The sequence below is a fragment of the Pseudomonas sp. SDO5591_S426 genome (genome assembly GCF_054070755.1).
Genome location: NZ_JBSVXD010000006.1, coordinates 40420 through 53083, shown reverse-complemented (window position 1 = coordinate 53083; position 12664 = coordinate 40420). Strand labels below are relative to the sequence as shown.

Annotated in this window: 14 protein-coding genes and 1 other RNA gene; 5 read left to right on the top strand and 10 right to left on the bottom strand. The window is 58.3% G+C overall.

The genetic code is table 11. From position 1 onward, the window contains the following. Positions 1-57 precede the first annotated feature (57 nt). Both rnpB and rsmI read right to left on the bottom strand, forming a co-directional pair. Positions 58-411: RNase P RNA component class A (gene rnpB / locus ACW9JC_RS02825), an RNA gene on the bottom strand. Between the two features lie 75 nt (positions 412-486). Then, positions 487-1359: a 16S rRNA (cytidine(1402)-2'-O)-methyltransferase gene (gene rsmI, locus ACW9JC_RS02820; RefSeq protein ID WP_457453440.1), complete on the bottom strand. Its 873-nt coding sequence runs from the start codon at positions 1357-1359 to the stop codon at positions 487-489. Positions 1360-1567: 208 nt separating this feature from the next. Between rsmI and ACW9JC_RS02815 the strand changes: the two genes are divergently transcribed. From ACW9JC_RS02815 to ACW9JC_RS02800, 4 genes are all read left to right on the top strand, one after another. Further along, positions 1568-3379, top strand: coding sequence for a penicillin-binding protein activator (locus ACW9JC_RS02815; RefSeq protein WP_457453438.1), 1812 nt, complete (start codon positions 1568-1570; stop codon positions 3377-3379). Further along, positions 3379-3741: a YraN family protein gene (locus tag ACW9JC_RS02810; RefSeq protein WP_457453463.1), complete on the top strand. Its 363-nt coding sequence runs from the start codon at positions 3379-3381 to the stop codon at positions 3739-3741. The genes ACW9JC_RS02815 and ACW9JC_RS02810 overlap by 1 nt, the downstream gene beginning before the upstream one ends. A gap of 101 nt (positions 3742-3842) precedes the next feature. Further along, positions 3843-4436: a phosphoheptose isomerase gene (locus ACW9JC_RS02805; protein ID WP_007972584.1), complete on the top strand. Its 594-nt coding sequence runs from the start codon at positions 3843-3845 to the stop codon at positions 4434-4436. After that, complete coding sequence (locus tag ACW9JC_RS02800; protein WP_338582924.1) at positions 4433-5011, top strand: BON domain-containing protein; 579 nt, start codon at positions 4433-4435, stop codon at positions 5009-5011. The genes ACW9JC_RS02805 and ACW9JC_RS02800 overlap by 4 nt, the downstream gene beginning before the upstream one ends. Before the next feature lie 171 nt (positions 5012-5182). Here the strand turns inward: ACW9JC_RS02800 and ACW9JC_RS02795 are convergent, their stop codons facing one another. From ACW9JC_RS02795 to rplM, 7 genes are all read right to left on the bottom strand, one after another. Next, complete coding sequence (locus ACW9JC_RS02795) at positions 5183-5596, bottom strand: ClpXP protease specificity-enhancing factor (RefSeq protein ID WP_338582925.1); 414 nt, start codon at positions 5594-5596, stop codon at positions 5183-5185. Positions 5597-5612: 16 nt separating this feature from the next. Next, positions 5613-6230, bottom strand: a complete 618-nt coding sequence (locus tag ACW9JC_RS02790; RefSeq protein ID WP_007972581.1) for a glutathione S-transferase N-terminal domain-containing protein — start codon at positions 6228-6230, stop codon at positions 5613-5615. Between the two features lie 150 nt (positions 6231-6380). Next, positions 6381-7163 (bottom strand): cytochrome c1, encoded by a 783-nt coding sequence (locus tag ACW9JC_RS02785; protein ID WP_419708622.1) that lies wholly within the window; start codon positions 7161-7163, stop codon positions 6381-6383. Further along, complete coding sequence (locus ACW9JC_RS02780; RefSeq protein ID WP_034149536.1) at positions 7163-8374, bottom strand: cytochrome b; 1212 nt, start codon at positions 8372-8374, stop codon at positions 7163-7165. Before ACW9JC_RS02780 ends, ACW9JC_RS02785 begins: the two co-directional genes overlap by 1 nt. Next, positions 8374-8967 carry a ubiquinol-cytochrome c reductase iron-sulfur subunit gene (gene petA / locus ACW9JC_RS02775; RefSeq protein WP_338582928.1) on the bottom strand — a complete coding sequence of 198 codons (594 nt, stop codon included), beginning with the start codon at positions 8965-8967 and terminating at the stop codon, positions 8374-8376. Before petA ends, ACW9JC_RS02780 begins: the two co-directional genes overlap by 1 nt. Before the next feature lie 268 nt (positions 8968-9235). Beyond that, complete coding sequence (gene rpsI / locus ACW9JC_RS02770) at positions 9236-9628, bottom strand: 30S ribosomal protein S9 (RefSeq protein WP_003228056.1); 393 nt, start codon at positions 9626-9628, stop codon at positions 9236-9238. Positions 9629-9642: 14 nt separating this feature from the next. Further along, positions 9643-10071, bottom strand: coding sequence for a 50S ribosomal protein L13 (gene rplM, locus ACW9JC_RS02765; protein WP_019693576.1), 429 nt, complete (start codon positions 10069-10071; stop codon positions 9643-9645). A 245-nt stretch (positions 10072-10316) separates the two neighbouring features. Here rplM and ACW9JC_RS02760 point away from each other — a divergent pair, with 245 nt between their 5' ends. Then, positions 10317-11357 carry an NADP(H)-dependent aldo-keto reductase gene (locus tag ACW9JC_RS02760; protein WP_457453434.1) on the top strand — a complete coding sequence of 347 codons (1041 nt, stop codon included), beginning with the start codon at positions 10317-10319 and terminating at the stop codon, positions 11355-11357. A gap of 105 nt (positions 11358-11462) precedes the next feature. Here ACW9JC_RS02760 and ACW9JC_RS02755 read toward each other — a convergent pair whose 3' ends face one another. Beyond that, positions 11463-12599: an acyl-CoA dehydrogenase family protein gene (locus ACW9JC_RS02755; protein ID WP_457453432.1), complete on the bottom strand. Its 1137-nt coding sequence runs from the start codon at positions 12597-12599 to the stop codon at positions 11463-11465. Between the last annotated feature and the right edge of the window lie 65 nt (positions 12600-12664).

Sequence of the window (12664 nt, the reverse complement as noted above, 5' to 3'; positions counted from 1 at the left end):
AAGGGAAATTGCTATCACCGCCCCCTGCTCAATGATTTAAGCAGAGGAGAGAAAAAGGTGGAGAGTCGATCTGTAAGCCGGGTTCTGTCTTGAACAGTCATTCGTCTACGATGGCCATCACTGGACATCTTTAGCAACCTACCCGGTCCCAGCGCGGGCCACGCCTTGGGACCCTATTTGGTCTTGCTCCAAGTGGGGTTTACCTAGCCACGAACTGTTGCCAGACGTGCGGTGCGCTCTTACCGCACCTTTTCACCCTTACCGGCGCCGAAGCGCTTAGGCGGTTATTTTCTGTGGCACTTTCCGTAGGCTCACGCCTCCCAGGCATTACCTGGCACTTCGCCCTATGGAGCCCGGACTTTCCTCCCCCCCCTAATTTTCATAGAGGGCAGCGACTGTCCGATCGACTCTCCGCCGCGAAGGTTAACGGCAGAGCGCCCGAAGAACAAGCGCTAAACGCCTTCGAGCATGCCTATGCGTCGGGTTTTACTCGCTTTTCTGTTTATCCAGCGCGACCTGGTAAAGAACATTCTTGCGCTCGCCGGTAATTTGCGCCGCCAATGCCGCAGCTCGCTTGAGCGGCATTTCTTCGAGCAACAGATTGAGAACGCGCATCGCCTCACTGCTGACCGCATCTTCGGACTCTGGCGCCGTCCAGCCCGCCACCAACACCACGCATTCACCGCGCTGCTGATTGCTGTCCGACTCGACGAACTGGCGCAATTCGGCCAGAGGCAAGCCCTTGAGGGTTTCGAACGTCTTGGTCAGTTCGCGAGCCAGCAATGCCGGACGCTCGGCGCCGAACACCAGTTCCATATCCTGCAGACATTCAAGGATGCGGTGCGGGGCCTCATAAAAGATCAGCGTGCGCGGCTCTTCCTTTATCGCCTCGAGACGAGCGCGTCGTCCCACCGCCTTGGCCGGCAGAAAACCTTCGAAGATAAAACGGTCCGACGGCAACCCGGCCGCCGACAGTGCCGCGATCAACGCGCAGGCACCCGGCACCGGCACCACATTGATCCCGGCAGCGCGGGCCTGGCGGACCAGGTGATAACCCGGATCGGAAATCAGCGGCGTCCCGGCATCGGAGATCAACGCCACACTGTCGCCGGCGAGGAGACGGGTAATGAACCGACTGCCTTCATCGCGCTCGTTGTGCTCATGGCAAGCTGCCAGCGGCGTCTGGATACCGAAGTGCTGCATCAAACGCTGGGAATGGCGGGTGTCCTCGGCGGCGATCAACGCGACATCGCGCAGGATTTTCAGCGCGCGCGCACTGATGTCGTCCAGGTTGCCGATGGGCGTCGCCACCACATAAAGCGAGCCAGCAGCGGAATTCAAAGCACCTGGAGCAGTCAAAGCGCACACCTCATGATCGATAAAGCCGCCATTGTAACGCGTCGCGACGCTCGCGATACGCGCAAGCAGCACTCGGTTTTGCAGCCGTTTTTGCCGCACCGCAACATTTTCACCAGCTAAATTGATCGATTGATGCCAGTAACATCGCGCCCCGGCCAGTGCTTGGGTACAATTCCACGCTAATTTGATCGAGTATCAGGAACACTACATGATCGCTTGCCTGCGGCTGTTCACTGCCCTCTGCCTCGCTGCCTTGCTGGCGGCTTGCGCCAGCTCGCCCTCCTCCAGCCTTGGCGAACTTCCACGGACCCCGGATGCCAGTATCGAGCAACTGCTCGAGAAGGCCGCCCAAAGCAAATCGCCGGAAGACGCCGCCCTGTTGCGCCTGAGCGCAGCGGACCTGGCCTACCGCCAGGGCAATGCCGCTCAGTCCGCGCAAATCCTGCAGCAAGTGCCCGTGGAGCAACTCAAGCCCGGCCAGCAGGTATTCGCCAGCACACTGGCCGCAGAGCTGGCCATGACCCGCAATCAGCCGAAAGCTGCGCTGACCGCTTTGAGCCATCCAAGCATGCAGCGCCTGGGCGAATTGCCGGAAGAGCAACAGATCCGTACCGGCACCGTTCGCGCCCGCGCCCTTGAAGCCGATGGCCAGACACTGGCCGCCGCAAAGGAACGCATCTTTATCGCGCCGATGCTCAAAGGTGAAGCCGCCAGCAAAAACCACGAAACGATCTGGGCATTGATCGCTTCGCTGCCGACCGACCAATTGCAGCCAAACACCACTGACGATCTCGGCGGCTGGATGGGCCTGGCGCTGGCGGTGAAAACTGCTGGCACTCTGGAACAGCAGCAGGCCGCCATCGACAACTGGCGCAAGCAGAATCCAAAACACCCGGCCGCCGTTGAACTGCCGCTGCCACTGACCAAGCTCAAGGAACTGGCCAGCCAGCCCCTGAGCAAGATCGCTCTGCTGCTGCCACAGGATGGCCCGCTGGCCTCGGTCGGCAAGGCGCTTCGCGAAGGTTTCATGGCCGCGCACTACCAGGCACAACAGGCCGGGCAGAAGCCGCCAGCCATCGAGTTCTATGACAGCTCGCGCCTGACGTCCATGGACGAGTTCTATCGCAAGGCCCAGGCCGATGGCGTGCAACTGGTGGTCGGCCCACTGGAGAAGCCCCTGGTCAAACAGCTGAGCACTCGCCCGCAACTGCCGATCACCACCCTGGCGCTGAACTACAGCGAAGGCGATCAAGGTCCGGCTCAACTGTTCCAGTTTGGTCTGGCCGCCGAAGACGAAGCCCGTGAAGTGTCCCGCCGCGCTCGCGCCGACGGCCTGCATCGCGCAGCCATCATGGTGCCGAAAGGCGAATGGGGCGACCGTGTACTGCGGGCGTTCAGCCAGGACTGGCAAGCGAACGGCGGCAGCATTGTCGCCACCGAACGTGTCGATCAGCCGGTTCAACTGGCCCAGCAGATTGCCGACATGTTCCAGCTGCGCCAGAGCGAAGGTCGCGCCAAGAGCCTGCAAAGCACGGTCGGCTCGCAAGTCGCCGCCCAGCCTTCGCGTCGCCAGGACATCGAGTTCATCTTCCTGGCCGCCACACCACAACAGGCGCAACAGATCAAACCGACCCTGAACTTCCAGTACGCGGGTGATGTGCCGGTCTACGCCACTTCCCACGTGTTCAGCGCCAGCGGCGACGTAAACCAGTACAACGACATGAACGGCATTCGCTTTTGCGAAACCCCATGGCTGCTGGATGCCAATGATCCGCTGCGCCAGCAAGTCACGGCACAATGGCCGCAAGCGGCCGGCAGCCTGGGTCGTTTGTACGCAATGGGCGTCGACGCCTATCGCCTGGCGCCACGCCTGGGACAACTCAAGGCCCTGCCGGACAGCCGCATCGAAGGCCAGTCGGGCAGCCTGAGCATGACCCAGAACCAGCGCGTCGTGCGGCAGTTGCCGTGGGCCGAGTTCGTCAACGGTCAGGTTCAACGCCTGCCGAACACACCTCGCTGATGCCTGACAGGTCACGCCAGCAAAGCGGCAAGGATGCCGAGCGCCATGCGCTCGAGCATCTTCAACAACGAGGGCTGCGCCTGCTGGCGCAGAACTGGTTGTGTAAACGCGGCGAGCTTGATCTGGTCATGCTAGATGGCGATACAGTAGTATTCGTTGAAGTTCGCTACAGAAAAAACACTCAATGGGGTAGCGCGCTCGATAGCGTCGATGAGCGCAAACGGCAGAAACTGATTTTTGCCGCGCAGTATTTTCTTCAGCGTGAGTCACGCTGGGCCAATTCCCCTTGCCGCTTCGACGTGGTTGCCATTGATAGCAACTTCGATCAGCTGAACTGGTTGCAGAATGCCTTCGACAGCTGATCGCCTGCGCCACGAAGCGGACACCACCCAACACTTTTGCTCTTTGTTTTGCGGGCTGCACTTTCACGTGCCGGACAGCCGCGCTCATTAAGGTCACACAGATGGACATGCAATCGCGAATTCGCCAGCTTTTTCAGGCCAGTATCGACACCAAGCAACAGGCGATGGAAGTACTTGCACCGCACATCGAGCAAGCCAGCCAGGTCATGGTCAACGCCCTGCTCAACGAGGGCAAAATGCTCTCCTGCGGCAATGGCGGCTCTGCCGGTGACGCCCAGCACTTCTCGTCGGAGCTGCTCAATCGCTTCGAACGCGAGCGCCCGAGCCTGCCGGCCATCGCGCTGACCACCGACAGTTCGACGATCACCTCGATCGCCAACGACTACAGCTACAACGAAATCTTCTCCAAGCAGATCCGCGCGCTGGGTCAACCCGGCGATGTACTGCTGGCGATTTCCACCAGCGGCAACTCGGCGAACATAATTCAAGCGATCCAGGCCGCACATGATCGCGAAATGATTGTCGTAGCTTTGACCGGTCGCGATGGCGGCGGCATGGCGTCGCTGCTATTGCCCGAGGACGTGGAGATTCGCGTACCGGCCAACGTCACCGCACGTATCCAGGAAGTCCACCTGCTGGCGATCCATTGCCTATGCGATCTGATCGACAGCCAACTGTTCGGGAGTGAAGAATGACCCCTAATCGCCTCGGCCTACTGGCCCTGACCCTGTGCCTCGGCATCAGCGGCTGCACCTCAGTGGTGAATGCCAGCCGTGAAGCACCGATCGAAGATGACCGTGGCACCCGCACCTTCGGCAGCAAGATCGACGATTCCCTGATCGACACCAAAGTCGGCGTGAACATCGCCAAGGCCGATCCCGCGCTGGATAACGACTCGCACATCGTCGTCACCAGCTTCAACGGCGTCGTGCTGCTCGCCGGTCAAACCCCGCGCGCCGACCTCAAGGCCAAGGCCGAACAGGCCGCTGCCGCCGTTCAACGCGTGAAGACGGTTCACAACGAAATACAGGTCCTGCCACCCTCCGGCTTCCTTGCCCGTCAGAATGACACCTGGCTGACCTCCAAGATCAAGACCCAGATGCTGACCGACCCGAACATCCCCGGCTCGCGCATCAAGGTCGTGACCGAAAACGGTATCGTCTATCTGTTGGGCCTGTTGACCAAACAGGAAGCCGCCCAGGCAACCAATCTGGTGCAAAGCGTTTCCGGTGTGCAGAAGATTGTGAAGCTGTTTGAGTACATCGATTGATGCAAACCGCTTATTGATCTGAACACTACCGTGTAGGAGCTGCCGCAGGCTGCGATCTTTTGATCTTAAAAAGCAAAGTCAAAAGATCGCAGCCTCGTTTCACTCGACAGCTCCTACGTTTGAAGGTGGTGAAGTAATAAAAAAAGGCGATCCGAGAGGATCGCCTTTTTATTACTTCACCACCTTCAAACTTGGCCGTCCGCTTGGTCGCGGCGGCTCGCTGTCCGGTGGCGGAAGATCATCATCCGGCTCGATGTCGTCGTCTTCGCCCATAGGCGATTCCAGATCAAACACCATGCCCTGACCATTCTCCCGGGCGTAGATCCCCAGGATCGATGCGATAGGCACGTACAGCGTATGCGGCACACCACCGAAGCGGCCTTCGAAGCTCACCGCGTCGTTGTCCATGTGCAAATGACGCACGGCTTGCGGCGATACGTTCAGGACAATCTGCCCGTCACTGGCAAAACCCTGCGGCACCTGTACCGAGGGATACTCGGAGTTGACCAGCATGTGCGGGGTGCAATCGTTATCAACAATCCACTCGTAGAGCGCGCGGACCAGATAAGGTCGACTGGAGTTCATAGCGGCTCCTTAAGCCTTAGCGCATATCGCGTTCGACACCAGACAGACTCGCCTGGAAAGCCTCACGCGCAAACTGGCGCTCCATGTAATCAAGCAGCGGCTTGGCAGGCCGCGGCAGTTCTATACCCAGAATCGGCAATCGCCAGAGTATTGGCAATAGGCAGCAATCCACCAGGCTTTGTTCCTCACTGAGGAAAAACGGCTTGTCGGCGAACAACGGCGACACGCCAGTCAGGCTTTCACGCAACTCTTTACGCGCCACGGCGCGAGCGGCTTCCTTGGTCCGCGAATCCAGGATCAGATCCACGAGCCCGCACCAGTCGCGCTGGATGCGGTGTATCAACAGACGACTGTTGGCACGCGCCACCGGATAAACCGGCAGGAGTGGCGGGTGCGGGTAACGCTCATCCAGGTATTCCATCACCACCGTAGATTCCCACAACGCCAGGTCACGATCGACCAGGGTGGGCAAACTGCCGTAAGGGTTCACTTCGATCAGTTTAGGCGGCTGGCGGCCAGCTTCCACGTAAATGATCTCGGCGCTGACACCCTTCTCTGCCAGTACGATTCGCACTCGGTGGGAATAGTGGTCGGCGGGGTCGGAGTAACAGGCCAACCGATTGGTCACGCCCATGGCGGTCCTCCTCGCTTGTAGAAATTATCGTAAGCGGAAAAACGAGCGCGCCCAGAGGGCGCCTCCCGTAACGCCTGGAAGACCAGGCTCGTTACACTTTCAGAGGCGCCCTTGGGCGCGCGCGATTAACAGCAATTGCTTGAAGCTTTATCAGTGCACGTCTTTCCAGTATTCACGCTTGAGCAAGTAAGCGAATACGAAGAAGAACGCCAGGTACAGCAATACATACGTACCGATGCGCTGATGTTGCAGCTTAACCGGGTTAGCCGAGTAAGCCAGGAAGGTTACCAGATTCTTGACCTTCTCATCGAACTGCTCTTCGGTCAGAGCACCGCTTTTCGGCACGATGGTCAACTGATCGCACGCTTCATGAGTCAGCGGCGTGCCGGTCAGCGGATCATATTGCTTCTTGCCGTCTTCGACGATCTGAACCTGTTTGCAACCGACAACCTGACGACCTTGCAGGCCGACCAGCACGTTAGGCATACCGACGTTCGGGAAGACCTTGTTGTTCACACCCCAAGGACGCGACGGATCTTCATAGAACGACTTCAGGTAACCGTAGAGCCAGTCAGTACCGCGAACGCGAGCAACCAGGGTCAGGTCGGGTGGCGCCGCACCGAACCAGGTCTTGGCGTCAGCCGGCTGCATGCCGATGTTCATGTGATCGCCGATCTTGGCGCCAGTGAACACCAGTTTCTCAAGCATCAACTCGTGAGGAATGCCCAGGTCATCGGCAACACGCTCATAGCGCTGGAACTTGGCACTGTGGCAACCCATGCAATAGTTGGCGAACGTACGTGCGCCATCCTGCATGGCAGCCTTGTCGGAAACGTCGATGTCGACTTTTTCCAGCTCGGGACCACCGTGTTCAGCAGCGAAAGCGAATACCGGCAGTGCGGCAAGCATCAGTACAGCAAATAGTTTTTTCATCAGCCAGTCACCCTTTCCGGTACCGGTTTGGTCTTCTCGAGCCTGGTGTAGAACGGCATCAGAATGAAGTAGGCGAAGTACAGGAAGGTACATACCTGCGACAGCAACGTACGGCCTGGAGTCGGAGCCAGAACACCCAACACGCCCAGGATCACGAACGAGATGCAGAACACCCACAGCCAGATCTTGCTCAGCCAGCCTTTGTAGCGCATCGACTTGACCGGACTACGGTCCAGCCACGGCAGGACGAACAGCACTGCGATGGCGGCACCCATGGCGATAACGCCGAGGAGCTTGTCCGGAACCGCGCGCAAAATCGCGTAGAACGGTGTGAAGTACCAGACCGGAGCAATGTGCTCTGGGGTCTTGAAGGCGTTCGCCACTTCAAAGTTCGGCTTCTCGAGGAAATAACCGCCCATTTCCGGGAAGAAGAACACGATCGAACAGAAGATGAACAGGAACACCACCACGCCGACGATATCTTTCACGGTGTAGTACGGGTGGAAGGCAATGCCGTCCAGCGGTATGCCGTTTTCGTCTTTGTGTTTCTTGATGTCCACGCCGTCCGGGTTGTTCGAACCCACTTCGTGCAGCGCCAGGATGTGCAGCACCACCAGACCGAGAATCACGATCGGCAAGGCCACCACATGCAAGGCGAAGAAGCGGTTCAGGGTAATACCGGAAATCAGGTAGTCACCACGGATCCACTGGGTCAGGTCGTTGCCGATGACCGGGATCGCACCGAACAGCGAGATGATCACCTGGGCGCCCCAGTAGGACATCTGGCCCCATGGCAGCAAGTAGCCCATGAAGGCTTCAGCCATCAACGCCAGATAGATCAGCATGCCGAAGACCCACACCAGCTCACGCGGCTTCTGGTACGAACCGTAGAGCAAGCCACGGAACATGTGCAGATAGACCACGATGAAGAACGCCGAAGCGCCGGTGGAGTGCAGCAGACGCAGGATCGAGCCGTACTCGACGTCGCGCATGATGTATTCGACGGAAGCAAATGCCTCCTCCGCCGACGGGGTGTAACTCATGGTCAGCCAGACACCAGTGACGATCTGGTTGACCAGAACGAGCAATGCCAGGGAACCAAAGAAATAGAAGAAGTTGAAGTTCTTCGGGGCGTAGTACTTGCTGAGATGGTCTTCCCACATTTTGGTTGCGGGGAAGCGCGCATCAACCCAATCCATGAACTTGCTCATCACGCTTTCTCCGTATCGACGCCAATGACAATGATGTCATCGGTCTCATAGGAATGCGGGGGAACTGGCAGGTTCAAAGGCGCAGGTTGCGACTTGTAGACGCGGCCAGCCAGGTCGTAGTGGGAGCCGTGGCAAGGGCAGAAATAGCCACCTACCCAGTCCTTGCCCAGGTCAGCAGGTGCCACTTCGGGACGGAAGGTCGGTGAGCAACCCAGGTGGGTGCAGATACCGATCAGCAGCAGAATTTCAGGTTTGATCGACCGAACTTCCGGGTCGACATAGGTCGGTTGTGTCGAGTTCTTGGAGGTCGGGTCAGACAACTGGCCCTCGATCTTTTTCAGATTCCCCAGGATTTCCTGTGTACGGCGGACGATGAATACCGGCTGGCCGCGCCACTCAGCAATCATCTGCTGGCCTGGCTCGATTTTGCTGACATTCACTTTCACCGGTGCACCTGCGGCTTTCGCCTTGGCACTGGGAAACCATGACCCCACGAACGGGACCGCAGCCCCCACCGCTCCTGCAGCACCCACCACGGATGTGGCTGCTACCAAGAAGCGACGCCGGCCTGCATTCACGCCGTCATTGCTCATTCAGTCCTCTCCCATCAGCTTTGTGGCCTGTTAAATCAGGCATCTACTAAGTAAATCTATGTACTTATAAAAATTTTGCCGAATGGTAATGAAAAGCCCCAATTCTGACAAGGTAATTACCCCAGGGCACCACTGCCAAGCCTTGTAGTATAGGGCGTCTACGGATGTGGCAAGTTGTCACAGCGCAATTCTTTGATAAATCGCACGCATAAAAAAACGCCCGGTTCCGTGAGGAATCCGGGCGTTCTTTTTTGAACGTGGAAGCGAATTAACGCTTCGAGTACTGCGGACGCTTACGCGCTTTACGCAGACCAACTTTCTTACGTTCAACTTCACGTGCATCGCGGGTTACGAAGCCGGCTTTACGCAGAGCGCTGCGCAGAGTCTCGTCGTAGTCCATCAGAGCGCGAGTGATGCCGTGGCGGATTGCGCCAGCTTGACCACTTACACCACCGCCGATCACGGTGACGTAGATGTCGAACTTCTCGACAGTCTCAGTCAATTCCAGCGGCTGACGAACTACCATGCGGGCAGTTTCGCGGCCGAAGAAATTATCCAGCGAACGGTTGTTGATGGAGATGTTACCAGTACCCGGACGCAGGAAAACGCGTGCGGTTGCGGTCTTGCGACGGCCAGTGCCGTAATTTTGAGTCGCCGACATAATGTACTATTCCGTTAAAACTTCAGTTCTTGGGGCTGCTGAGCAGTATGTGGGTGTGCAGCGCCCGCATAGACTTTCAGCTTACGGTACATGTCGCGACCCAGCGGGTTCTTAGGCAGCATGCCTTTGACCGCGGTCTCGATCACGCGCTCAGGGGCCTTGGCGATCAGCTTTTCAAAGTTGATCGACTTGATGCCGCCCGGGAAACCGGAGTGGGAGTAGTAGATTTTGTCAGTGGTTTTAGCGCCAGTAACACGGATCTGCTCAGCGTTGATTACGACGATGTAGTCGCCGGTGTCAACGTGAGGAGTGTACTCAGGCTTGTGCTTGCCACGCAGACGGCTCGCGATTTCGGTGGCCAGACGACCCAGGGTCTGACCAGCAGCGTCGACGACAAACCAGTCGCGCTTTACTGTTTCCGGTTTAGCAGTAAAAGTTTTCATTCTTTATAGCCTCAGGGGCCGCCCTGTAAATTAGACGGCGGATCTTACTGAATAGTGCGTACTTTGACAAGTCAAAGGCAGCCGGATACAGACGCTTTCGGGGGCTCGGGTCGGCGCGTCCGTTCAACGGCAAGATTCTTCGGCGGCGGCGCATCACTTCCACTGCAGAAAGAGGTGCGCAATTATGCAGATTGCGAAAAATATTTCAACCTGCTTTTATGATTGTTTTGCCCAAGGAGCACCCGATGGACTATCGCCAGCTAGGCCGGACCAATCTGAATGTGAGTGCCCTCTGCCTCGGAACCATGACCTGGGGCGAGCAAAACAGCGAGGCAGACGCCTTCGCCCAGATTGAACGGGCCAAGAGTGCAGGGATCAATTTCATCGACACCGCCGAGATGTACCCGGTGCCGCCCAAGGCCGAAACCTACGCCACCACCGAACGCTACATCGGCAATTACTTCAAGAGCCGCGGTGACCGTGCCGACTGGATCCTGGCCAGCAAGATCGCCGGGCCGGGCAACACCATTGATTACATCCGCGACAAGAATCTTCGGCACAATCGACAGCACATCACCGAAGCCGTGGATGCCAGCCTCCAGCGCCTGCAGACCGACTACATCGATTTGTACCAACTGCACTGGCCGGAGCGCAGCACCAATTTCTTCGGTCAGTTGGGCTACAAGCACAAGATCGAAGCCAACCTGACGCCGCTGGAGGACACCCTCGAAGCGCTCGACGAACAGGTCAAGGCCGGCAAGATTCGCCATATCGGCCTGTCCAACGAAACCCCGTGGGGCACCATGCGTTTCCTCGCCCTGGCCGAAGCCCGTGGCTGGCCGCGCGCGGTGTCGATCCAGAACCCTTACAACCTGCTCAACCGCAGCTTCGAAGTCGGCCTGGCGGAAATCGCCATTCGCGAACAGTGCGGCCTGCTCGCCTATTCGCCGCTGGCGTTCGGCTTCCTGTCGGGCAAGTACGAAGGTGGCGCGCGCCCGCCAAAAGGTCGCCTGAGCCTCTACAGCCGCTTCAGCCGCTATTTCAACCCGCAGTCGGAAGCAGCATGCAGCCGTTATGTTGCACTGGCCCGTGAACACGGCCTGGACCCGGCGCAAATGGCCCTGGCATTCGTGACGCAGCAGCCGTTCGTGACCAGCAACATCATCGGCGCGACCACGATGGAGCAACTGGAGAGCAACATTGCCAGTTTTGATCTGAAGCTATCGGACGAAGTGCTGGAAGGGATCGAGGCGATTCACATGGATCATCCGAATCCGGCCCCGTAATTTGTCATGACCACGAAAAGATCGCAGCCTTCGGCAGCTCAGGGTGTACGCCAATTCCGTGTAGGAGCTGCCGAAGGCTGCGATCTTTTCAACCATCACCGCCGATCAAAGCGACCGCGCAATAATCTCCTTCATGATCTCATTGGTCCCCGCATAAATCCGCTGCACCCGCGCATCCGCCCACGCCCGCGCAATCGGGTACTCCCACATGAAGCCGTAGCCGCCATGCAACTGCACGCACTCGTCGAGCACCTTGCATTGCAGGTCAGTGCCCCAGTACTTGGCCATCGCCGCCGTCGGTACGTCGAGCTTGCCTTGCAGGTGCAGTTCCAGGCAGCGGTCGACGAAGACCCGGCCGATCTGAATTTCGGTCGCCATCTCCGCCAGTTTGAACCGGGTGTTCTGGAAATCCGCAATCGCCTTGCCGAACGCTTTGCGGTCGCGGGTGTAGTCCAGCGTCCATTGCAGCGCCGCTTCGGCTGAAGCCAGGCCGCCAATGGCCACGGTAAGGCGCTCCTGCGGCAGCTCCTGCATCAGGTAAGCGAAGCCCATCCCGGCCTGGCCCAGCAGGTTTTCCTTCGGCACGCGCACGTCCTGGAAGAACAGTTCCGAAGTGTCCTGCGCCTTCATGCCGACTTTTTCCAGGCGCTTGCCCTTCTCGAACCCCGGCGTATTCGCCTCGACCAGAAACAGACTGGTGCCTTTGGCACCAGCCTTCGGATCAGTCTTGGCCACGACGATGACCAGATCGGCGAGAAACCCGTTGGTGATAAAGGTCTTCGAGCCGTTGATCACGTACTCATCACCATCGAGCACCGCAGTGGTCTTCACCCCTTGCAGATCAGAGCCCGCGCCCGGCTCGGTCATGGCAATGGCAGTCACCATCTCCCCGGAAACCAGTTTCGGCAGGTATTTGTGTTTCAGCGTTTCACTGCCGTAATGCAGGATGTACGGCGCCACAATGTCCGAATGCAGGGAGAAACCGATGCCGGTCAAACCCAGGCGCCCGACTTCCTCGATCACCACCGCACTGTAGAGAAAGTCCGCCCCCAGTCCGCCGTACTCTTCCGGCAGGTGCGAGCACAACATCCCCGCCTCGCCGGCCTTGTTCCAGAGTTTGCGATCGATATGACCCTGTTTTTCCCATTGCCCATGGAACGGCACCGCCTCTTTTTCGAGGAACGTTCGCACGCTGTCGCGGAAAAGTTCGTGCTCGGAGCTGAACAGGGTTCTGGGGATCATGCGGCACCTTTTCATTGTTTTTAGAAGGAGTTGACCTTCAGAGACTATGCCTCGCTTCCGATACA

Excerpts from the sequence above, each read along its gene's own strand:
- petA (WP_338582928.1), bottom strand. The coding sequence starts at position 8,967 with ATGAGCAATGACGGCGTGAATGCAGGCCGGCGTCGCTTCTTGGTAGCA.
- ACW9JC_RS02785 (WP_419708622.1), bottom strand. The coding sequence starts at position 7,163 with ATGAAAAAACTATTTGCTGTACTGATGCTTGCCGCACTGCCGGTATTC.
- ACW9JC_RS02780 (WP_034149536.1), bottom strand. The coding sequence starts at position 8,374 with ATGAGCAAGTTCATGGATTGGGTTGATGCGCGCTTCCCCGCAACCAAA.
- ACW9JC_RS02790 (WP_007972581.1), bottom strand. The coding sequence starts at position 6,230 with ATGGGCGTGACCAATCGGTTGGCCTGTTACTCCGACCCCGCCGACCAC.
- ACW9JC_RS02755 (WP_457453432.1), bottom strand. The coding sequence starts at position 12,599 with ATGATCCCCAGAACCCTGTTCAGCTCCGAGCACGAACTTTTCCGCGAC.
- rplM (WP_019693576.1), bottom strand. The coding sequence starts at position 10,071 with ATGAAAACTTTTACTGCTAAACCGGAAACAGTAAAGCGCGACTGGTTT.
- ACW9JC_RS02800 (WP_338582924.1), top strand. The coding sequence starts at position 4,433 with ATGACCCCTAATCGCCTCGGCCTACTGGCCCTGACCCTGTGCCTCGGC.
- ACW9JC_RS02815 (WP_457453438.1), top strand. The coding sequence starts at position 1,568 with ATGATCGCTTGCCTGCGGCTGTTCACTGCCCTCTGCCTCGCTGCCTTG.
- rpsI (WP_003228056.1), bottom strand. The coding sequence starts at position 9,628 with ATGTCGGCGACTCAAAATTACGGCACTGGCCGTCGCAAGACCGCAACC.
- ACW9JC_RS02795 (WP_338582925.1), bottom strand. The coding sequence starts at position 5,596 with ATGAACTCCAGTCGACCTTATCTGGTCCGCGCGCTCTACGAGTGGATT.
- ACW9JC_RS02805 (WP_007972584.1), top strand. The coding sequence starts at position 3,843 with ATGGACATGCAATCGCGAATTCGCCAGCTTTTTCAGGCCAGTATCGAC.
- ACW9JC_RS02810 (WP_457453463.1), top strand. The coding sequence starts at position 3,379 with ATGCCTGACAGGTCACGCCAGCAAAGCGGCAAGGATGCCGAGCGCCAT.
- ACW9JC_RS02760 (WP_457453434.1), top strand. The coding sequence starts at position 10,317 with ATGGACTATCGCCAGCTAGGCCGGACCAATCTGAATGTGAGTGCCCTC.